The organism is Bacteroidota bacterium (genome assembly GCA_039111535.1).
In the GTDB taxonomy this organism is placed as follows: domain Bacteria; phylum Bacteroidota; class Rhodothermia; order Rhodothermales; family JAHQVL01; genus JBCCIM01.
In genome coordinates this window covers 1-5,457 of the sequence record JBCCIM010000294.1, presented here as the reverse complement: position 1 = coordinate 5,457, position 5,457 = coordinate 1, and the positions used below count along the sequence as shown (strand labels likewise).

3 protein-coding genes are annotated in these 5,457 nt (G+C 50.3%); 2 read left to right on the top strand and 1 reads right to left on the bottom strand.

Translation table 11 applies throughout. From position 1 onward, the window contains the following. Both AAF564_25745 and AAF564_25740 read left to right on the top strand, forming a co-directional pair. On the top strand, nt 1-2,686 hold a 2,686-nt coding region (locus AAF564_25745; GenBank protein MEM8488975.1), incomplete at its 5' end, for a PQQ-dependent sugar dehydrogenase. A gap of 220 nt (nt 2,687-2,906) precedes the next feature. Further along, nucleotides 2,907-4,607 carry a PAS domain-containing sensor histidine kinase gene (locus AAF564_25740; GenBank protein ID MEM8488974.1) on the top strand — a complete coding sequence of 567 codons (1,701 nt, stop codon included), beginning with the start codon at nt 2,907-2,909 and terminating at the stop codon, nt 4,605-4,607. 11 nt (nt 4,608-4,618) lie between these two features. Here the strand turns inward: AAF564_25740 and AAF564_25735 are convergent, their stop codons facing one another. Then, on the bottom strand, nt 4,619-5,380 hold the full coding sequence (locus AAF564_25735; protein MEM8488973.1) for a hypothetical protein: 762 nt from the start codon (nt 5,378-5,380) through the stop codon (nt 4,619-4,621). Between the last annotated feature and the right edge of the window lie 77 nt (nt 5,381-5,457).

Sequence of the window (5,457 nt, the reverse complement as noted above, 5' to 3'; positions counted from 1 at the left end):
TGAAGACTTCATCAATTCTGCGCTCGCCATTACACCTGAGCCGCTTGGGACCCGCGTGTTTGTTGCTGAGCAAAGCGGCCGCATCTTTACGTTAACTGCCAGCGATGAGGGGCTGGAAAGCAAATCGCTGTTTATGGATATCGGAAGCCAGGTGCTCAGTGGTCAGGATTCTGGTTTGCTTGGTTTTGCTTTTCATCCGGAATACAATCAGGTCGGCTCTCCCAATAGTACCTATTTCTACCTCTATTACACACACCAACGTGAAGAAGGCGATTTTCTCCGCCTGTCACGTTTTTCGGGCAGCGCAACAGGGAATGTTGGCAGTGAACTCATCATGTTTGAGCAGCAACTCGGCGACATGATGCACAGAGGGGGCGGGATGTTGTTTGGCGATGACGGATTCCTGTATCTCGCCATCGGCGACCTGGGATGGATGACGCAATCACAAAATATCACGGACCGACTCTCTGGGGGCGTGCTGCGCCTTGATGTTGATATGCAGGGGGGAGCGGTGAGTCACGCCCCCCGAAGAACGCTAGGAGATGTTGCGCAAGGATTTTCCGGTGTGGGCTACTTCATTCCGAGTGATAATCCGTTTCTCGACGAAGCCGGCGGACTTTTCGAAGAGTACTATGCGCTCGGCTCCCGCAATCCGCACCGAATGACAAAAGACCGGGCAACGGGTATCATCTACATCGGAAATGTCGGTGCAAACTCGGGGGACAAACGCGAAGAAGTCAATGTGCTGGCAAAAGGAGCAAACTTTGGGTGGCCCTTTCGCGAAGGCACCCAGGATCGCCCAGACCTCATGGCCGAGCCGGATAACCTGGCAGGCACGCTGACTGATCCGATACACGAGTATCAGCACACATCCGGAGATGGCTGCAGCATCATCGGCGGTTATGTCTACCGTGGCAACAAACTGCCGGCCCTCACCGGGCAGTACTTGCTAACTGACTATTGTAGCAAAAAAGTATGGGCACTCAACGTCGCAGCTGGCACGTCATCGGTGAAAACTGAAGTACTTTCATTACCTCACAACCCAATTACATTTGGCGAAGACGCAGCAGGTGAACTGTACGTTGGCGTGCAAGGCTGGCATCCGGTTTACAAGCTTGTACCTGGTGCAGATAGCCAGGAGCTGGAACTCCCTACGTTGCTTTCAGAGACTGGCGTGTTTACAGATCTGGCAATGCTAACACCCTTGCAGGGCGTCATTCCTTACAAAGTAATAGCGCCGCTCTGGTCAGACGGTGCGGCGAAGCTGCGCTGGATGGCTATCCCTAATGATGGGACACATGATAGTGTCGGTGAGCAAATCATTTATAGCGAAGAAGAGGAATGGGGCTTTCCGGTCGGCTCCGTATTTATCAAGCATTTTGAATTAGCACTGGATGAACGTAACCCATCTGAGCGCCGGCGCCTGGAGACGCGATTTCTTGTGCATGGGGAAGCTGGGCAGTTTTATGCGTTCACTTATCGCTGGAATGATGCCGGCACAGATGCATCGTTACTCGAAGCGTCCCTTGAAGAGACGTTTACCATAACGGAGGCCGATGGCGCGACGCGTGAGCAAACGTGGTTGTATCCGAGCAGAAGTGACTGCTTTGTTTGTCACACCAGCGCAGCAGGGCGCGTGTTGGGCCCCAAGACGAGGCAGCTGAACAGCACAATTACTTACCCGTCAACCGGGCTGGCAGGCAATCAGATTGAAAGCCTGAATCATATTGGTATTTTTGATCCTGTAGTAGATCTTGCCAGCTTGTCGACTGTATTAACATCACACAATATTGCAGACGAATCTATCGCGGTCGAGGAACGCGCAAGGGCATACCTCGATGCAAACTGTGCTGGCTGTCATAGGCCAGATGGCGGGCCGCGGTCAACTTTTGATCTTCGACTCAACATCGGCATGGAAGAAAATGGCCTTATTGATGGCGCAGTAATCGAAGACCTGGGCATTGCTGATGCAAAAGTAATTGTGCCCGGAGATCCCGAAAAGTCTATCCTCTTTCAACGGTTACAGCAATTGGGAACGTCAACCGCAATGCCGCCGCTGGCAAAAGACAGGCTGGATGCGGATGCAGTTGCGCTGATCCGTGACTGGATTATCGCAATGGAACCGTTACCTGTAACCCTGACTGCCTTCAGCGGGCTTGTTGATGGCAATACGGTACAGCTCACCTGGACGACGGCTTCTGAAACGAACAACGCTGGTTTCTATGTCGAACGGCTACAGGCGGAAGGCTGGTTTACCCTGGATTTTGTTTCCGGCCAGGGCACAACACTAGAAAAACAGCACTACAGTTACACCGACCTGACCATCCCGGACCTGGCTGATAGGGTGACCTATCGTTTGCGTCAGGTAGACTTCGATGGCACGTTCGAATATAGTGAGGCTGTAGATATCTCTATCCTGCAAGTCGAAGTGCAGCTTGCTTCCAATTATCCCAATCCTTTTAATCCGGTGACAACAATTGTTTACCAGTTGCCGGAAGCGGGAGACGTTCAACTTACCGTATACGATATGCAGGGGAGGCGCGTAAAAACGCTGGTTGACCAGCGGCTACCGGCGGGTACCCATGAAGTTGTGTTTGATGCTGAAGGGTTGGCCAGTGGTGCGTATCTCTATGAATTAGCTACCCCAACAACAAGGTTATCCAAACAGATGTTGTTCATCAAATAGGTAAGAACCAATCCACCTCTCTTTAGTTAATAATACTCTAATCCACGCTTAGCAAGCACACGCATGCGGTTCACGCATGTACCCTTCCAGTCATACCATTTCAGCCCATTGCAGGCTACAGTTAGCTATTCCCGCTATTTGATGCGGAGCTTATATTGTCACCTGTTTCTTCTGGCATTTCTGCTTATGGGTTTTGTGGTGAGTCAAGTTGTGTTGTTGGATGTCTACTCGTCATATAATTATTCAATTCTGGCGTAGAATCAGAGAGATTGGCGTACAGGACGCTATGCCGTCGGCCGAAGCCAAACGGGTGCGTTTTTCGAACCTGATCATGTTTCCTATCGCAGCGCCTGCGCTACCTTTTGGGGCGTACTTGTGGACGCTTGGCGCGCACCAACTTGCGCTTCTACAGATTCCGTTTACCCTCTTTTTTATTATGATTCCCTTCTTAAATGCGAAGGGCTACTACCAGTTTGCAAGATTTGCCCTTGTACTGGGTGGGCTAGGGATGGTGATTTGCATGAGTATTTTTAGCCCATTCGAGAGCGGAGAGCATCTGACACTAATTGTGATCTTGTTGTTGGCGTTTTGCGTCTTTGATATAAAGCAATATGGGAGCCTGGGTACTTGTTTAACGCTGGTGCTGGTAGGTTTTGTCGCTATCGAATACGTTGATACTGCGGGGCTTGTCTCCCAGCAACAGGTTAGTTTACGGATGACGTATATCATAAACTTCCTCTTGATGTGTTGTGCGATAATTCTCGCCATTTATTACTTCAAAGCCTTATCTCAGAGGCAAGTTGATGACATTATATTTCGGGCACAGCGAGAATTACGTGCTGTTTTTGAGAACAGCGTTGATGCCATTTTACTACTAAACCCGTATACGTTTTCAATTGAAATGTGTAACGATCGCGCTGTAACGTTGTTTGAGGTCGACGACAAGGCAACTTTGCTCGGCAAGCCGCTGGAGGCGCTTTGGGAAACGCCGGCTGGTCCTGATTTTTATTCAACCACATGGGAAGTGCGCGAGGAAAACAGTGCGTTTCTTCGTGCCTCCGGCGATGTTTTTTGGGGAAATGCGGCCTATTCCCATCTGCAATACGACGCGATGCCACGCATTATGGTACGTATTACAGACATCACCTCGCGTATCCGCGCAGAAGCTGCGCTTGCGGATGCACAAGAACGAGAAAGCAAGGCATTAGAGGCGCGCGATTATTTCCTGTCGATGATGAGCCACGAACTCAGGACACCTGTAAATGGGATTCTTGGTGTTGCTGATTTTTTGGAGGATGAAAAGGGAGGAGACGACGAGTTCGTCCAGATGCTAAAATTGTCGAGCCGGCGGCTATTGCACACAGTTTCGAACATGTTGGAAATGACCAAACATGAAATTGCAACGATCGAGTATGAGCACGAAGAAGTTGCATTGCATACGGTTCTCGAACCCGTTCTTGCCCACTACAGCGCCGGTGCAATGGAGAAAGGATTGCAAATTAAAATGGTGTCGCAAGATACTGCCTACTTCGTGATGGGGCGTACAGCATTTCTCAAGCAAGTATTGGAAAACGTGATTAGCAATGCCGTTAAATTTACACAACAGGGCGAAATTGTAGTGCGTTTGTACGAAGTAGATGACCCGAACTGTCAGGTTGTTATTGAGGTTGAAGATACAGGGATTGGGATGAGTGCTATCTTTGTTTCGCAGCACCTGTTTGCCAAGTTTGAGCAAGAAAGCAAAGGCATGAACAGGCGCTATGAGGGGTTAGGGCTTGGTATGACGGTTTGCAAGCGTGTTATCGAAATGATGGATGGGAGCATTGAGGTGCAAAGCGAAAAAGGCAAGGGGACAACAATCAGGATTATGTTGCCTTTACTCCGTTCGCTTTCCTTAAATCCAGCTTCAGCTCGGGCTTGAGGGCAGCGGCCTCAGGCGGCTTTAGGGTGGTAGCCGGCCATCTGCTGCCGGTAAGCCTGCGCAGCCTGGCTATGGCCATCGTGCCAAAGCGCCATGGTGCCGTGCTCGTCAAAAACTACCAGTTCATCACCGGCATCCATGCTGCTGATCAAAATTCGAAATGCCTCTTTGGATGAATACGAAGAGCTGGCGTACCAAATCGATTTGCCAATAGGCGCAGAAAGCCCCAGTGCCTGCACATCAGCCATCACCCTGTCATAATTTGCTGCAGGATTTTGTAGCGTAAAAGAAATGAACAGGTTGTTATTCAGGTGCCAGCAGCCTTTTAGCATTTCCGAGATTGGCCGGCGCAGGTGCCACTTTACGTAGCCGGCATTTGGATCAATCATGAGCAATCCTGCTGTACCGTCGATGCGACGATCGATCATGCTGGTATTGATTTGTTTGAACGCTTTATCCAATCCGTGTAAACTGTTCACGCGCCAAAGCGATTCGTGGTAGGGGGTGTGTGGGCCGAGGGATTGCACCGTTTCTGCAATACGCCGATGCCCTGGTTCATTGGCATCCAGACCAATAGCGACAAAGAGACTTGTGCGCTCAACTTCTTTTTTTGGAGGTGCCAGTGATGCAAGGTGTTGCTGGATGCGATAGATCGGGTGCCCTTGGCGTGGTGCAGATGGCCCATCTTTCCGATGTGATGCCTGCGCCTCAGATGCCTGTACCTTGGTGCCCCGGATGTCTCGAATACCTTGCTGCGCGGATGGATATGCCATGATTCCCCTCAATTATAATGATCTGATAAACTAGCTATATCTGCGTAGCGGAAATGTATCCACTGCCAAACATTAGG